Origin of the sequence: Streptomyces sp. Je 1-79, from assembly GCF_025195125.1 — a bacterium.
Classification (GTDB): Bacteria; Actinomycetota; Actinomycetes; order Streptomycetales; family Streptomycetaceae; genus Streptomyces.
In genome coordinates this window covers 522,542-536,402 of sequence record NZ_JAMGSL010000003.1, presented here as the reverse complement: position 1 = coordinate 536,402, position 13,861 = coordinate 522,542, and the positions used below count along the sequence as shown (strand labels likewise).

General features: G+C 72.8%; 14 protein-coding genes. 9 read left to right on the top strand and 5 right to left on the bottom strand.

Annotated elements, in window-relative coordinates:
* Window positions 1-34 precede the first annotated feature (34 nt).
* Together glnII and M5362_RS07810 are read left to right on the top strand one after the other, a co-directional pair.
* The gene (gene glnII, locus M5362_RS07815; protein ID WP_260226601.1) at window positions 35-1,066 is read left to right on the top strand and encodes a glutamine synthetase; all 1,032 of its coding nucleotides are present in this window, start codon (window positions 35-37) and stop codon (window positions 1,064-1,066) included.
* Between the two features lie 388 nt (window positions 1,067-1,454).
* Window positions 1,455-2,012 (top strand): winged helix-turn-helix domain-containing protein, encoded by a 558-nt coding sequence (locus M5362_RS07810; protein WP_260226600.1) that lies wholly within the window; start codon window positions 1,455-1,457, stop codon window positions 2,010-2,012.
* Here the strand turns inward: M5362_RS07810 and M5362_RS07805 are convergent, their stop codons facing one another.
* Both M5362_RS07805 and M5362_RS07800 read right to left on the bottom strand, forming a co-directional pair.
* Entirely contained in the window at window positions 2,013-3,470 is a 1,458-nt protein-coding gene (locus M5362_RS07805; protein ID WP_260226599.1) for a PepSY domain-containing protein, read from the bottom strand.
* Window positions 3,471-3,515: 45 nt separating this feature from the next.
* Window positions 3,516-4,085: a hypothetical protein gene (locus tag M5362_RS07800; protein WP_260226598.1), complete on the bottom strand. Its 570-nt coding sequence runs from the start codon at window positions 4,083-4,085 to the stop codon at window positions 3,516-3,518.
* A 197-nt stretch (window positions 4,086-4,282) separates the two neighbouring features.
* On the opposite strand from M5362_RS07800, the gene M5362_RS07795 reads away from it, so the two are divergent.
* Together M5362_RS07795 and M5362_RS07790 are read left to right on the top strand one after the other, a co-directional pair.
* Window positions 4,283-5,350, top strand: a complete 1,068-nt coding sequence (locus M5362_RS07795) for an NAD-dependent epimerase/dehydratase family protein (protein ID WP_260226597.1) — start codon at window positions 4,283-4,285, stop codon at window positions 5,348-5,350.
* Between the two features lie 79 nt (window positions 5,351-5,429).
* Window positions 5,430-6,983 carry a DUF1996 domain-containing protein gene (locus tag M5362_RS07790; protein WP_260226596.1) on the top strand — a complete coding sequence of 518 codons (1,554 nt, stop codon included), beginning with the start codon at window positions 5,430-5,432 and terminating at the stop codon, window positions 6,981-6,983.
* On the opposite strand, the gene M5362_RS07785 is transcribed toward M5362_RS07790, so the two are convergent.
* Entirely contained in the window at window positions 6,980-7,438 is a 459-nt protein-coding gene (locus M5362_RS07785) for a hypothetical protein (protein ID WP_260226595.1), read from the bottom strand. The two genes, M5362_RS07790 and M5362_RS07785, sit on opposite strands and share 4 nt — an antisense overlap.
* 113 nt (window positions 7,439-7,551) lie before the next feature.
* Here M5362_RS07785 and M5362_RS07780 point away from each other — a divergent pair, with 113 nt between their 5' ends.
* The 4 genes from M5362_RS07780 to M5362_RS07765 all read left to right on the top strand — a co-directional run bounded on the left by M5362_RS07780 (window position 7,552) and on the right by M5362_RS07765 (window position 12,430).
* On the top strand, window positions 7,552-8,352 hold the full coding sequence (locus M5362_RS07780; RefSeq protein ID WP_260226594.1) for a tyrosine-protein phosphatase: 801 nt from the start codon (window positions 7,552-7,554) through the stop codon (window positions 8,350-8,352).
* Window positions 8,353-8,412: 60 nt separating this feature from the next.
* A complete protein-coding gene (locus M5362_RS07775) occupies window positions 8,413-10,353 on the top strand; it encodes a hypothetical protein (protein ID WP_261365736.1) in 1,941 nt (646 codons plus the stop codon).
* A gap of 137 nt (window positions 10,354-10,490) precedes the next feature.
* On the top strand, window positions 10,491-11,375 hold the full coding sequence (locus M5362_RS07770; RefSeq protein WP_260226592.1) for a metal-dependent hydrolase: 885 nt from the start codon (window positions 10,491-10,493) through the stop codon (window positions 11,373-11,375).
* Window positions 11,372-12,430, top strand: coding sequence for a PDR/VanB family oxidoreductase (locus M5362_RS07765; protein WP_260226656.1), 1,059 nt, complete (start codon window positions 11,372-11,374; stop codon window positions 12,428-12,430). The genes M5362_RS07770 and M5362_RS07765 overlap by 4 nt, the downstream gene beginning before the upstream one ends.
* 43 nt (window positions 12,431-12,473) lie before the next feature.
* Here M5362_RS07765 and M5362_RS07760 read toward each other — a convergent pair whose 3' ends face one another.
* Complete coding sequence (locus M5362_RS07760) at window positions 12,474-12,740, bottom strand: hypothetical protein (RefSeq protein ID WP_260226591.1); 267 nt, start codon at window positions 12,738-12,740, stop codon at window positions 12,474-12,476.
* 38 nt (window positions 12,741-12,778) lie between these two features.
* Between M5362_RS07760 and M5362_RS07755 the strand changes: the two genes are divergently transcribed.
* Entirely contained in the window at window positions 12,779-13,501 is a 723-nt protein-coding gene (locus tag M5362_RS07755) for a TetR/AcrR family transcriptional regulator (protein ID WP_260226590.1), read from the top strand.
* Here M5362_RS07755 and M5362_RS07750 read toward each other — a convergent pair.
* Complete coding sequence (locus M5362_RS07750) at window positions 13,486-13,818, bottom strand: 5-carboxymethyl-2-hydroxymuconate Delta-isomerase (protein ID WP_260226589.1); 333 nt, start codon at window positions 13,816-13,818, stop codon at window positions 13,486-13,488. The two genes, M5362_RS07755 and M5362_RS07750, sit on opposite strands and share 16 nt — an antisense overlap.
* Window positions 13,819-13,861 lie beyond the last annotated feature (43 nt).

Sequence of the window (13,861 nt, the reverse complement as noted above, 5' to 3'; positions counted from 1 at the left end):
AGACCCCGCAGCAGCACGCCAAAGGATGAGGCCCGTGACCTTCAAGGCTGAGTACATCTGGATCGACGGCACCGAGCCGACCGCGAAGCTTCGCTCGAAGACGAAGATTCTGCCGGGCACGGGTGCCACCCTGGAGGAGCTGCCGATCTGGGGCTTCGACGGATCCAGCACGAACCAGGCCAAGGGCCACGCCTCGGACCGCGTCCTCAAGCCGGTCTTCGTCTGCCCGGACCCGATCCGCGGCGGCGACGACATCCTGGTGATGTGCGAGGTCCTCAACACGGACATGACGCCGCACGACTCCAACACCCGTGCCGCGCTGGCCGAGGTCTACGCGAAGTACGCCGCCCAGGAGCCGATCTTCGGCATCGAGCAGGAGTACACCTTCTTCGACGGCGAGCGCCCGCTCGGCTTCCCGGTCGGCGGCTTCCCGGCCCCGCAGGGCGGCTACTACTGCGGTGTCGGCGCCGACGAGATCTTCGGCCGTGACATCGTCGAGGCGCACCTGGAGAACTGCCTGACGGCGGGCCTGGGCATCTCCGGCATCAACGCCGAGGTCATGCCGGGCCAGTGGGAGTTCCAGGTCGGCCCGCTGGCGCCGCTCGAGGTCGCGGACCAGCTGTGGGTCGCGCGCTGGCTGCTGTACCGCACGGCCGAGGACTTCAAGGTCTCGGCGACGCTGGACCCGAAGCCGGTGAAGGGCGACTGGAACGGCGCGGGCGCGCACACCAACTTCTCGACGAAGGCGATGCGCGAGGGCTACGACGCGATCATCACCGCGGCCGAGTCGCTGGGCGAGGGTTCGAAGCCGCTCGACCACGTCAAGAACTACGGCGCCGGCATCGACGACCGCCTGACGGGTCTGCACGAGACCGCCCCGTGGGACGAGTACTCCTACGGCGTCTCCGACCGCGGCGCCTCGGTCCGTATCCCGTGGCAGGTCGAGCAGGACCAGAAGGGCTACATCGAGGACCGCCGCCCGAACGCGAACGTGGACCCGTACGTGGTGACGCGCCTTCTGGTCGACACCTGCTGCGAGGCCCTGGAGAAGGCCGGCCAGGTCTGATCCGCACCCGCACTCCCCGAAGGGGCGCCCACCGGCGAACGGTGGGCGCCCCTTCGGCGTCGCCGCTCCTCCCGGCCGCCGGTCGCCGTAAGGCGGGCCGCGAGGCGATCGAGGCCGGTCTGGGCCGGTAAAGGGGGTCGTCGTGGGCATTCCCGAGTAGTAGAGTAGGGATATGGCCATCACCCAGAACGACACCGCGACAGGTCGACTCGACCTCGAGCCGTTCTGGCCTTCCCGGCAGCACCACGACTTCGACCGGTGCTGTCGGCGCGTGCGGAACGCGTCGGCCCTCTAACGCCCCGACCGGTATGTGACCGGTCCAGCGGCCTTCGGCCGACGCGCGAACGACGTAGTACGTCTCCGACTCGCGCGAAAGAGCTGACCTCTCATGGCCCACACCCAGACCGCTTCCCTCACGGCCCTCCGTCCGGGACGTCACCGACTCCGAGCCGTCGATCCCAACGAGGTCGTCGACCTCTCCCAGGTGGCGGAGTTCCTGCCGCCCGGCGCCACCTTGCTGCCCGCCCCGCCGCACGCCCTGCCGACGCTGCCCGGGCGGCCGCCGATGGTCGGCTATCTCGTGCTCGTACCGGCCGACCGGCACGCCCCGTTGACCCCCGCCGCCGCCCCCTCCCCCTCCCCCGCTCCCCCGGTGGAGGAGGAGCAGGGGCCGGTGGCCATCGACGGCGCCCGGCGGATCGCCGTCGTGGACGGGCAGCCGATGGACCTCACGTACCTCGAGTTCGAGCTGCTCGCCCACCTCGTCGCCCACCCCCACCGGGTCCACACCCGCGACCAGTTGGTCACGACGGTCTGGGGGTACGGGCATGTGGGCGACGGGCGGACCGTCGACGTCCATGTGGCGCGGCTCCGCCGCAAGCTGGGCGCCGAGCACCGCCACACGATCCAGACCGTGCGGCGGGTCGGCTACAAGTACGCGCCCTGATCAGGCCGTCCGGGACCTCGCCCGCACCCTGGCCACCAGGCCGAGGGCGAGGTCCACGAGCAGGAACGCCACCAGGCTGAGGCCCAGCATCGGGACGAACCAGCCCACGACCGCCGTGGCCGCGAGCAGCGGCAGCAGCATCGTCGGCGGAACCTTCCGCCACGCCCCCCGCGCGACCGGCCGGCCGGGGCGGCGCAGCCACCACATCCGGTAGCCCCAGACGATCAGCAGGACGAGCGCGAGGGCGAGGGCGGCGAGCGCCAGCTGGTTGAACAGGCCGAAGGACACGCCCATGTGGACGTCGATGCCGTAGCGGGTCAGCTGGGCGAGCACCGGGTAGTCGGCGAACCGCAGTTCGTCCATGACCGTGCCGTCCGCCGGGTCCACCGCCACCGAGTCCAGGTGCACCGGGATCTGGGCGTCCGTCTCCTTGACGACGTACCCCTTGCCCTCGGAGGGCAGGACGACGGACACCTTGCCCTCGACACCCTTCGCGCGGGCCGCCTCGACCACCGCGTCGATGCCGACGTCCGGGCCCTTCGCGGCCGGGGCCTCGTGGCCGGCGCCGTGGCCCTCGTGCTCCGAGGAGCCGCCGGCCGCGCCTTCGAGGGCCGCGGAGACCGTCGGGGTGGCGCCGCCGAGCTGGTCCTGGACCGCGCCGATGTTCTCACCCGCGTACCGCGACCAGGTCAGACCGGTCGCGGAGAGCACGACGAGACCGGCGACCGCCCACAGCCCGACCGTGCCGTGCCAGGACAGCGTGCGGCGGCGGGACTTCGGGCCACGCTCGGGGACGACGAGGGACCGGCGGTTCTTCCGCTTGCGGCCGATCCAGAGCGCCAGGCCGCCGAGGGCTATCACCCACAGCCAGCTGGCCGCCAGCTCGCTGTAGTTGCGGCCGAGGTCGCCCAGGTGCAGATCGCGGTGGAGTTCGTCGATCCAGGCGCGCAGCGGAAGCGCGCCGGAGCTGCCGTAGCTGGGGAGCTGCCCCCGCACCTCCGCGGTGTACGGGTCCACGAAGACGGCGAGGGACTTGCCCTCCTCCACGTCCGGGTCGGCCATGAGGACGCGGGTGGTGGCGCCCTCCTCGGAGGAGGGCCAGACGGCGGTGACGGTGCCGTCGGGGTTCACCTTGGTGGCGGCGTGGACCTGCTGCGAGAGCGGCAGGACCGTGTCGCCGACGGGGACTTCCAGCTCGTGCGCGTAGACGATCTTCTCGGCCTGGAAGGAGAGCGCGTAGAGCAGGCCGCTCACCGCGGCGACGAGCAGGAAGGGGGCGATGAGCACGCCGGCGTAGAAGTGGAGTCGGAGGACGAGGGGGCGCAGCGCGCTCCAGCTCCCCGCCCCCTTCCCGGTCCCGGTCGCGGTGCCTGTGCCGGTCGCGGTGGCCGTCGGTTCTTCGGGGCTGGTGGGGGGCGCTTCCGCGGTGTCCGGGCGCGCGGGATCGTCAATGGTCATGACTGTCCTAGGAGTCGGTGTCGACAGGGGGAATCGGCCCCCGGGTCAGACGTGAGCTCCGAGGGCTGTGGCGCGGGGTACGGACAGCCGGGGCGGGCCGCGCCGGGAGAGGGTGTGCGCGAGGACGACGCCGTGCAGCCGGCGGGTGCGCGGGCGCGGGCGTACGGGGTTCGGAAGCTCGGGCACGCGGGTGACGGCGAGCAGCAGCCGCAGCGGGGCGAAGGCGAACGCCCCGACGGTGCGGGCGAGTGCGAAGAGCGCGGCCTCGCCCCTGGCCAGCCAGAGGCCGCAGACGAGGGCGGCGAGGGCGTGGGCGGCGATCATGCCGGCGGAGGAGTGGCCGGTGGCCGTCTCCATGGCCGGAACCATCGCCGAGACCGTCGTCGGTTCCATGGACATGTGGCCCATGGCCGCGTGGTCCGCCATCGCCGCGTGGCCGGGAGTACCCCTGCCCTCGCCCGCGGAGAAGATCATGTGCAGGGCCGCCTGTACGGCCGCGAGTCCGCCGGCGATCGCGTACGGACCGCGCCTGCGGCCGCCCGCCGTCCATGCCAGAGCTCCCGTGACGGCGAAGGCCGCGTACAGCGATCCCGCGGGTATCTGGTGCGCAGACATGGATGAATGCCCCACTGCAGCCAATGTCACGCACACCGCCGCGAAGAGTGCGGCTCGCAGGGCGCGTATCGGCGACCGGGCTTCCGTCATGATTCGGCCATGGTGACACCCCGGCGTCCGGAGCGGGAGACCACCCCGCATTTCTCCTGTGGAGGAACCGCTGGGCACCGCCCCCGTCCGCGAGGCACAGTCGTGGCATGCGACTTCTGATCTTGGGCGGAACCGAATTCGTCGGACGGGCGGTGGCCGAGGCGGCGCTCGCACGCGGCTGGGAGGTGACGGTCTTCCACCGCGGCCGCCACGAGCCGCCGGCCGGGGCCCGTTCCCTCATCGGCGACCGCACGGCCCCGGGCGGGCTCGCCGCGCTCACCGCCGCCGCGAACCCCGACACGAACCCCGGGGCGACCCCCGACGCGACTCTCGACGCGAACCTCGACGGGAACCCTGGCGGGAAGTTCACATGGGACGTCGTCGTGGACACCTGGTCCGCCGCGCCCTCGGTCGTCCGCGACGCGGCCCGGCTGCTCGCGGACCGCGCGGACCGCTTCGTCTACGTGTCGAGCCGTTCCGTGTACGCCTGGCCGCCGGCCGCGGGTCTGGCCGAGGACGGCCCGCTGACCGAGGGCTCGCCGGACGCCGGCGAGGTGCCGTACGGCGAGGCCAAGCGGGGCGGCGAACTGGCGGCCGTCGAGGCCTTCGGACCCGACCGCACCCTCCTCGTCCGCGCGGGGCTGATCATCGGCCCGTACGAGAACGTGGGCCGGCTGCCCTGGTGGCTGGGGCGGATCGCCCGGGGCGGCCCGGTCCTGGCGCCCGGGCCGCGCGCACTGCCGATCCAGTACATCGACGGCCGCGATCTGGCCGAGTGGACGCTCGACGCGGCGGAGGCCGGGCTCTCGGGCCCGTTCAACCTGGTCTCGCCGCCGGGGCACACCACCATGGGCGAGCTGCTCGACGCCTGTGTGCGGGCGACCGGCTCGGACGCCGAACTGCGGTGGACCGACCCCGAGACGCTCCTGGCGGCCGGCGTCGAGCCCTGGTCCGACCTGCCGGTGTGGATTCCGCCGGGCGAGCTGTACGACGCGATGCACACCGCCGATGTCTCCAAGGCGCTCTCGGCGGGGCTGCGCTGCCGCCCGGCGGCCGAGACGGTCGCGGACACCTGGGCCTGGCTGCGGTCGATCGGCGGTACGGCGCCGCAGCGCCCGGACCGGCCGCCGCTGGGCCTCGCCCCGGAGCGGGAGGCGGCGCTCCTTTCGGAGTGACGACCTGGGCTGACGGATCGGACTGATGTCCGTCTCGGTTCGGCTGAACACGCGGGGCCTTCCGTCCGTATGAAGTCCCATGCGACGCACAAGAAAACGTTCGACACGCGCGAAACGAGCGGTGGCCGCCTCCGTCGCCCTGATTCTGGGCGGGGGCGGCCTGATCGCCGCCAATGTCTACGCTTCGGCCGGCCAGGGCTGGGGCGATCGGCCGCAGCCGCCCGACCGGCAGAACAACGCGGTCTCCACGATCGACTGTCCCGACGTGGGCGACGAACTGAAAGAGGTGCCCGGGTCCGCACGGACCTCGGTGGACCGCGAACTCGCCACCATGGACAGCCAGATCACCGTCGCGTACCAGCGCATGGCGGACAACAAGCAGCGGGTGGAGAGCGACGCCGCGTTCGCCGAGCAGCAGATCCTGACCCCGCTGAAGAACGAGCGGGTCAACATCCTGCAGCGGATCGAGCAGATGGTCGGCGGCCAGCAGCTCACCGGTCTCGCACCGTGCACCCTGCGCGCGGACGACGACGACACGGGTGGCAACGGCAACGGCAATGCCGGCGGCGACAACGGCGACGACAACAACGGCGGCGACGGCGACAACGGAGACGGCAACAACGGCAACGGCAATGCCGGCGGCGACAACGGCGACGGCGACAACAGCGGCGACGGCGGCGACGGCGACGGCGGCGACAACGGAGACGGCGGGCAGGAGGAGGAAGAGGGCCAGGGGCAGGCCGGGAACGGCCCCGAAGCCTCCGACTTCGTCGACATCACCACCGTGCAGCCGAACGTGAACCGCCCCCAGCAGCGCCGCGGCGCCTCGCGCGGCTCGTTCGCCACCAACTGCGGCACGAACCAGAACGGCAAGTTCAACCCGGACAACGTCATCGTCGCGCCGGGCGTGAGCAACGGCGCCCACCACATGCACGACTACGTCGGGAACCAGGCCAACGACGCCTTCGCCAGTGACGACGACCTGGCCCGCGGCCAGACCACCTGCCGGAACCAGGGCGACCGTTCGACGTACTACTGGCCCGTGCTCCGGCTCCAGAACGGGCAGGAGGAAAACGACGCCCAGGCGGACGGCGGCGGCAAGGACCAGAACGTCGGCGAGATCCAGACGCCCGCGCAGGTCACCCTGAACTTCGTCGGCAGCCCGGTCTCCCGGGTCACCGCGATGCCCCGCTTCCTGCGGATCATCACGGGCGACGCCAAGGCCTTCACCAACGGCGACGCCAACGCCAACGCCTCATGGTCCTGCACCGGTTTCGAGGACCGCCAGCTGAAGGACAAGTACCCGATCTGCCCCGAGGGCAGCAACGTGGTGCGAACGTTCCGCTTCCAGAGCTGCTGGGACGGGCAGAACACCGACAGCGCCAACCACCGCACCCACGTGGCCTTCGCCGACCCGGCGAGCGGGCGCTGCGGCAACGGCTTCCGCGCCATCCCGCAGCTCGTCCAGCGGATCGTCTACGACGTTCCCCCGGGCCCCGGCTTCGCGGTCGACTCGTTCCCCGAGCAGCTGCACAAACCGATCACCGACCACGGTGACTTCATCAACGTCTTCGACCAACGGCTGATGCGGAAGGTGGTGAGCTGCATCAACGAGGGGCGCCGCTGTTCCTAGTGGTGCCCGGAGCCATGTCCGGACTCGTGTCCGGACCCGTGTCCGGAGGAACCGGAGGAAGGTGACGCGTGCGGGGCGTGCGGCTCGGTGGTCTCTATCCGACCACCGAGCCGTTCGCGTACCTGCTCCACCGTCCCGGCGTCGCCCGAGACGGTCCACTTGCGGCCGACGAGGTACGAACCGCCGTAGTCCTTCGACTCGTTGAGCCACTCTCGCTGCCCGCGGTCGGTCGCGAAGGTCGTCAGGACGTACTTCCCGTCGTCCGTCGCGCACTGCGCCTGGCGCAGCTCCGCGGCGTCCGTCTGGAGGTCCGGGGCGCAGCCGGCGCGCTCGGCTATCTGCTCCAGGCTGCCGCTCGCCTCCTCGGGCGCGTCCGGCGCCGCCTGGCACGCCGTCACCGCGACCGTCGTCGCCAGAAGGAGCGCGGCCACCGTCGCCGTTCGTCGCGTACGCATCAGCATCCGCCCATCCTGCCCGCCCGGTCGCGTGAAGGCGAGAGTCGAATCCGATCGGTTACGGTTTGGTCTGATACGTCCCGATGACGTACCGATCCGGAGGAGTCGACACCATGCCCGCCATCCCCGCAGCCAGCGTCGCCAACCTCCGCGACCTGGGCACCCTCCCTCTCGGCCGGGGACGCAGTGTCCGCTCGGGACGGGTCTTCCGGTCCGCGCAGCTCGACCGGCTCGATCCGGCCGAGCCCGCCGTGGCCGGACTCGGCATCCGCACCGTCGTCGACTTCCGGACGGCGCTGGAGCGCGCGGAGCGGCCCGACCACGTTCCGGCCGGCGGGCGGCTGCTCCTCGCGGACGTGCTCGCCGACCATCTGGCCGTCAGCGGCCTGCCGCCGGCCGCCCGGCTGAAGACCCTGCTCACGGATCCGACGCTGGCCGAGCAGGTGCTCGGCGGCGGGAAGGCGCAGGAGGCCTTCGCCCGGACGTACCGGGCCTTCGTGTCGAGCGACTCCGCCCGCCTCGCCTACGGGGCGTTCCTCACCGAGCTGGGCGATCCGCACGGCGGTCCGCTGCTCTTCCACTGCACGGCGGGCAAGGACCGTACGGGCTGGGCGGCGACGGTCGTGCTGTCGCTGCTCGGCGCGGACGAGAAGACGGTCCTCGCGGAGTACCTGTCGGTCAACCCGGCGGTGCGGCAGGCGTTCGCGCCGATGATCGAGGGGTTCACGGCGCAGGGCGGCGACCCGGAGCTGGCGCTGGCCCTGATCGGGGTCGTACCGGAGTATCTGGCGGCGGCGCTGGACGAGGTGGCGGTCCGGCACGGGTCGATGGAGGCGTACGTACGGGACGGGCTCGGCATCCCCGACGAGGTGACGGGCGTGATCCGCGAGCGGCTGACGGTGTACGAGGCCTGAGGCGCGACGGCCGGGCGGGGCGCCCGTCCGCCGGGGTGACCATCGGATGATTCGCTCGTTCTGCTGAACGTGAGCACCCAGGAACTCGCCTCCTCCCCCCTCGGCCCGGTCGATGTCGAACAGGCCGAGGCCGCGCTCGTCGAGCACTATCCGCGGCTGGTCCGGATCGCGTACCTCGTGCTGCCGCCCTCGCTGGGGCGCAACCGGCGGGTGCTGACGGCGCACGCGCTCGTCCAGCGGTCGCTGCCGGGCCGCCGGACCTCCGCAGCCCGCGCTCCGGGCCCGCGCAGATCCGAGGACGCGGTCGACCCGGGGTACGCGTACGTCCGGGGCGAGGTGCTGCGGCAGGCGCTGGTCGCGGGTCTGCCGCTGCGCCGGCGGGCGCTGCCGCAGCGGGCGCAGTTCCCGCCCCTGCTGCCGCACGTGTGGGGGCTACGGCTGTTCCCGCGCGCGGGCGGGGCCGACGAACTGGCCCTGGACCAGAAGCTCTCCGCCCTGTCCGGGCCGGCGCGCGCGGTGTACGTGCTGCGGTGTCTGGAGCGGCAGGGCGACCCGGGGGTGCTGCGGGTGCTCGTGGCGGCCGGTGTGGCGGAGCCGGAGGCGCGGGCGGCGCTCGCCGAGGCCGACGAGGTGGAGGCGGCGCTGGGCATCGGGGCGGCCGGCCTGCTGGACTCGCCCGAGTTCGACCCGTGTTCGCTCCAGGCCAGGCCGACGGATCTGATGCGCCGACGTCAGCACGGCAGGGCGGCGCTCGCCGCCGCGGCGGCGGTGCTGGTGTGCGGGACGCTGCTCGGACTGCCCGGCGACGGGTGGGGGCGGGGCGGGGCCGCCGCGCCCTCGTACGCGCGCAATCCGGCGGCCGAGGCGGCGCTCGACCCGGGGAGGCTGAGACGCGTCCCGGCGGGGTTCTGGCAGAGCTCGGCGCGGACGGACTTCTCGGTCTGGCCGGCCCGGGGCGACCTGGTGGACGACCGGTCGCTGCTGCGGCGGGCGCTCGCGGTGTGGGCCCGGCCCGGCGGTTCGGTGCGTTCCTCGGCGACGCCGGGGACGCCGGTGGGGCCGCCGATGGGCTCGCCTCAGCTGCTGTACGCGGGCGAGGTGGACGGGTCGCGGGTGGTGCTGTTCCACGACGGGCTGCGGGCGGTGCGGTACGCGGAGCCGACGGCGGGGACGGCCGGGGCGGCGCTGGACTTCGCGCGCACGGACGGGGCGGACACGGTCGGCTCGGCGGCTCTCGTCCTCTCGCGGACCACGGCCAACGTGCGCTATCTGACGGCCCCTTGGGTACGGGAGACGACCGTACGGGACCTGTTGGCGCCGGCGAAGGAGCCCTGGCGCCTGGAGCGGGACGCGCACGGGGTGACAAGTGCGATGCTCAGCCCCGCGCAGGCTCGGGGGTGCACGGTGTGGAACACGCTCCAGGTGCGGGACGCGACCGGGGTGCGGCTCCTGGCCGACCTGGGCGAACTGGCGCCCGCCCGGCTGACCTCGGGCCCGCCGACGGCGCCCGTGGACGTGACGGGGAAGGCGGCGCGATCGGTGTGGGAGCGGGCGGCGTGCCGGCTGACGGCGGTCCGCTCGCACGGGGTGCGGTCGGTGAACGCCTGGGCGTTCGCCGAGCAGCGGCTGCCGGAGGACGGCGGCCGTGCGGCCTGGGTGTGCGCGCGGGCCGAGACCTGGCGTGGCACGGGCAGCCGGGTGCTCGCCCAGTTCCAGGTCCCGGCGCCGGGGGTGGCCGCGGCCGTCGTGGCGCGGGCCGAGGAGTCCCCGGCGTGCGGGGCGCACGAGCCCCGGGTCCTGGCCGGGGTGCTGTGGCAGGCGAAGAGCGGCCGGTGGTACGTCCTGGCGGCGGGCAGCGGGGACTTCGTGTCGCTGCGGACCACGGGCGGGGTGAAGGGCGAGGCGGAGGGACCGCTGCTGGCGGTACGGGCGAAGGCGGGCGCGCGGGCGGACCTCGACGGCACGCTGAGGAACGGCACGAGGGTGGGAGCGCTGCGGTAGCCCGCAGGGCTAGGCAGGCGCGTACGGGCGCGCACGCCACAGGGCTCCCCAGGCGCGCGTACGGGCGCCCGTGTGACCGTGGGAAATCTCGTGCACGGCTCTGTTGCCAACTGCTTACCCCTCAGTACATTGACGGCATGTCTAATACGCAGCCTGCACCGGTGGCGTCGGAGCACATCGAACTCAAGGCCCGCAAGGTCTCCTTCGACTGGGAGGAGACCCCGCTCCACTGGGTTCCCGGCGACCCGTTCACCACCCACACCATCAACGTGCTGCACCTGCTGCTCCCGGCCGGCGAGCGCTGGTTCGTGCACGTCTACAAGCAGGTGCTCCCGTTCATCACCGACGACCGGCTGCGTAGGGACGTCATCGGCTTCATCGGCCAGGAGGCCGTCCACTCCCAGGCACACGACGACGTGCTCCCGCACCTCAAGAAGCTCGGCCTGGACCCCACGCCGTACACGGCGCAGGTGGACTGGTTCTTCGAGAAGCTGCTCGGCGACCGGACCCTGCCGCCCGGCCGGGCCCGCCGCTGGTGGCTGATGGAGCGGGTCGCGCTCATCGCCGCCATCGAGCACTACACCGCCTTCCTCGGCAACTGGGTGCTCAACGCCGAGGAGCTGGACCGCCGCGGCGCCGACCCGACGATGCTGGACCTGCTGCGCTGGCACGGCGCCGAGGAGGTCGAGCACCGCTCCGTCGCCTTCGAGCTGTTCATGCACCTCGACGGCGGCTACAGGCGCCGGGCCCGCACCTGGGCCACCGCGTTCACCGCGATGGTCTTCCTCTGGCAGCGCGGCACCCGCTTCTTCATGGAGAACGACCCCACCCTCATCGACGGCAGGGCCTCGGTCGGCCAGCTCGTCCGCAAGGGCCGGGAGGGTGTGCTGCCGTCCACGCCCGACCTGCTCCGGGCCATCCCCCGCTACCTCAGCCGCGCCTACCACCCCTCCCAGGAGGGGAACACCGCGCAGGCCGTCGCGTACCTGGCCGACTCCCCCGGCGCCAACGGAGGTCGCTGACCATGCCCCGACTGCGTACCGTCGTCCTGATCGCCGGGGCCGCGGTCCTCGCCAAGCGGGCCATGCGCCGCCGGATCAACGCCGCCCCGCTGTGGCCCATGCCCGCCCTCGACAAGCCGGTCTCGGGCCGGGGCCGGCTCGCGACCGTGACCCGGAGGGTCGTGGTCACCGAGCGCACCGAGCCCGCCGAGGGCGTGGTCAGGCTCCGGCTCGAAGGCACCGGCCTGCCCGCCTGGCAGCCGGGTGCCCACGTCGACCTGGTACTGCCGTCGGGACTCGTACGGCAGTACTCGCTGTGCGGGGACCCGGCCGACACCGACGCGTACACGGTGGCGACCCGTCTCGTCGAGGACGGCCGCGGCGGCTCGCGCGAGGTGCACGAACGGCTCCACGAGGGAACGGAGATCGAGATCCGCGGCCCGCGCAACCGCTTCCCGCTCGTCGACGCGCCCGCGTACGTCTTCGTGGCGGGAGGCATCGGCATCACCCCCGTACTGCCGATGCTGCGCGCGGCGGAGGCGGCGGGGGCCGACTGGCGGCTGCTGTACTGCGGGCGCAGCCGCGCCACCCTGCCGTATCTGGACGAGATCGAGAAGCTCGGCGGCTCCCGGGTGACGGTCGTCGCGGAGGACGAGTCGGGCCGCCCCGACCTGGGTCTCCTCGCCGAGGTTCTCGAGGAGACGGCGGTGTACTGCTGCGGGCCGGAGGGGCTGATGGACGCGGTGGCCGCCGCGATGCCGGCGGGCCGGACCCCGCGTCTGGAGCGGTTCGCCCCCGCCGCGACGGCCGGCGGCGGCGCCTTCGAGGTCGAACTGCGCCGCAGCGGACGGACGTTGACCGTGGCAGCGGACCAGACGGTGCTCGCCGCGCTCCGCACCGAGGTGCCCGGGGTCGCGTACTCCTGCGAGCAGGGCTTCTGCGGGACCTGCCGGCTGCGGGTCCTGGAGGGGGAGGTCGATCACCGGGACGAGCTCCTCACGGACGCCGAACGCGGTGACTCGATCCTGATCTGTGTCTCGCGCGGTGCCGGAGAACGGCTGGTTCTCGACCTCTAGAAAGCTGGTTCTCGACCTCTGGAAGAGGGGGCCGGATCCTGCCTCAGGGCAGGATCAGCCAGTCGAAGGCGAGCGCGGCGGCGAGGCCGCCCACCAGGAGCCAGGTGCCCAGACGGGTACGGCCGTTTCGGGAGAGCTCGATCACGACGCCGCAGAGGATCATGGCGAGCCCGTAGACGCCGACGACCAGGACGGACGTGCGGCTGGCCAGGCGGATCACCAGGACCGCCGCCATGGCGACCAGCAGGACGGACGCGGCGGCTATGCGCAGTTGGCGGGCCTGCTTCGGGCTCAAACCGTTGGTGCTCATGTCGTGGGAGCGTAACGGACGCCCGTTAGGCTGTTCGCATGACGACCGGGGTACGCCGCAGGATGGGCGTCGAGGAGCGCAAGCAGCAGCTGATCGGGGTGGCCCTGGAGCTGTTCAGCCACCGCTCTCCCGACGAGGTGTCCATCGACGAGATCGCCGCGGCCGCGGGGATCTCGCGGCCGCTGGTCTACCACTACTTCCCCGGCAAGCAGAGCCTGTACGAGGCGGCCCTGCGGCGGGCGGCGGACGAGCTGGCGGCCCGGTTCCTGGAGCCGCCGCAGGGCCCGCTGGGCGCGCGGCTGCTGCGGGTGATGGGCAGGTTCTTCGACTTCGTCGACGATCACGGCCCGGGTTTCGCGGCGCTGATGCGCGGCGGGCCCGCGGTGGGCTCCTCGACCACGAACGCGATGATCGACGAGGTGCGGCAGGCCGCCTACGAGCAGATCCTGGCCCATCTGGAGGTCGGGGAGCCCTCGGCCCGGCTCGAACTGGTCGTCCGTTCCTGGGTGTCCCTGGCCGAGTCGACGGCGCTGATCTGGCTGGACGGGCGCCGGGTGCCGCGTGCGGAGCTGGAGCTTCAGCTGGTGCACGACTTCGCGGCGCTCGCGGCGGTGAGCGCGGCGTACGACACGGAGATGGCGGGCATCCTGATCCGCATCCTCGCCGACGAGCCGGCCGACGGGCCGTTCGGCGAACTGGTCGGACGGCTCGTGGCGCTGGCGCCGCGGGTGCCGGCGCAGGGCGGTCAGGCCTTCCGGTAGGAGGGTTCGAGGTCGCGGATCTCGGCGGAGAGCCGGACGCCGTCCGTCTCCTTGAGGTACGCGGGCAGCAGCGCGAGCACGGCCTCCGCGAGGCGGGCCTTCGTCTCGTCGGTGCGGCCGGGCAGCAGCGCGATCTCGACATGGACGAGGCCGTCGTCGGTCGCACCGTCCCCGACGACGGCCTCCCCGACCTCGCGGAAGCGGGTCTTGCAGGCCTCGATCCGGGTGTCGACGGTCTCCACGACGAGCGGGTGCAGGGCGAGCGCGAAGCCGCGCCGGTCGAGCGGCGCGGAGTGGTCCACGGTGATCTGCGGCATGAGTCGCTCCCGGTCGAACGGATGTCTGGCCCCACCCTTACGG